At 44.2% G+C, this 1,444-nt stretch carries 2 protein-coding genes; both read right to left on the minus strand.

The features are described from left to right. Positions 1-995, minus strand: a 995-nt coding sequence (locus A3766_RS00860; protein ID WP_068641474.1) for a hypothetical protein, incomplete at its 3' end; no start/stop codon positions are given. Beyond that, the coding region (locus A3766_RS00865; RefSeq protein ID WP_231882803.1) for a GH3 auxin-responsive promoter family protein at positions 995-1,444 on the minus strand (450 nt) is incomplete at its 5' end. The genes A3766_RS00865 and A3766_RS00860, both read right to left, overlap by 1 nt.

The following is a 1,444-nucleotide window of genomic DNA, read 5'->3' on the forward strand; positions in this document are numbered from 1 at the left end:
GCCTTCAAGTTTTTTGCAACTTCGTGTAAAGGGTCGCGCGTATCAAAACCAAAGATAAGCGCCTCATAATCACTTGCGTGATAGGTTTTAAGGATGCAGCTCAGCAAATCTTGAAAGATATCAATCCGGTTGTCGGCACAAAGAACCGTGTGAAGGCTAAGGTAGCTCGCTAAACTTCCAGGACTTGGTAGCTGGAGGCCGCCAAAGAATTTACTCTTAATATTATTGATGTGCCTGAGGGCTTTCATCTTGCCTTGGTAGGATACAAAGCGCGTTTGTTTAAAATCTTTTTGGTTCCATACGGCGCACATACCGATAAGTTCATCGTCATCATAAGCGAGGAAATAATTTTCGATATCGACCCCGCGATAGTAATTGTCTTTGGTGCCAATTTTTGAAAAGTCATAGACAGGGTAAAATTGCTTTGATGGCGCATGCTTATCGAAAAAAGACTGCATCTGAGCTTTATCGGCATTGCTAGCTCGTCGCACTAAAAGTGTTGTGGCTTTATGCTGCTTCTTATACAGATCTACCATATAAGTACGAAATTGTCCGGCCTGGTGATAAGTCGGCAAACTTAGACGGCCACTTCCGACTGAGTTGATAGAGGCTTTATTCTCGTCCAATATCACAGTCTGCATCCACTCATCCTGCATCAGTTCTCGATACTTTTTGAATAAACGTAACAGTGTCCTTCCGCCACGATAATCCTGGTGAATACGTAGATCATTGCCGTAACGGGTTAATCTTTTTTCGCCGTCGACATAAACTTCGCGCTTACCAATACTGAATGAGGCCAACAAGGTCTCTGTTTTATGATCAATCATGACCCAAACATCCGGATCTGTTGTGGTCACCTTTGTTGCATGAAAAAAGTTAGGTGCGCGCTCAAAATTCAGGTGCACTTCTCCTTCCTGTGGCGTTTGATCAATCAGGCGTAGTAGTGCAGCTGAATCACCATCTTCGGCGGGGCGAATTTCGTAGCGCTGGCTCATTAGCTTACGGCCTCGACTCTGTTTTGCTGTTCATTGCTTGCGCTCGAGTATTGAGGAGAGAATAGTTCGTTTTGCCAAAGTACCAGAGGTTCAATTTTAACGTTACCAGCCACCATGCCACGCGCTATCTTATGCGAGGTATAAACCTGCATGGCATCTTCCATGAGCAAAACGTGCGCATGATCGAGCTGACCAAGTTCGCGAGCAAGTTTATAGTGAAAGTTCTGGAGCAAAAATTCTTCTAGTTCGCGATCAAGTTCGACCTGTAGGTTTTTCTGCTCGCAAGTGTTAAGTCTGTTATATGTAGCCTGGTTTTCGCATAACAAAGCATAGCGAGGTAAGTTTGCTTCAGAATAAGAAGGGAGCGCGAGTAAGCTTATTGGCAAAATAGCGTCATGCATGGAAAACTCATTAATAATATTAACTGCCAGCTCTGGCGACAGTTTCTC

This window comes from Oleiphilus sp. HI0132 (assembly GCF_001635845.1).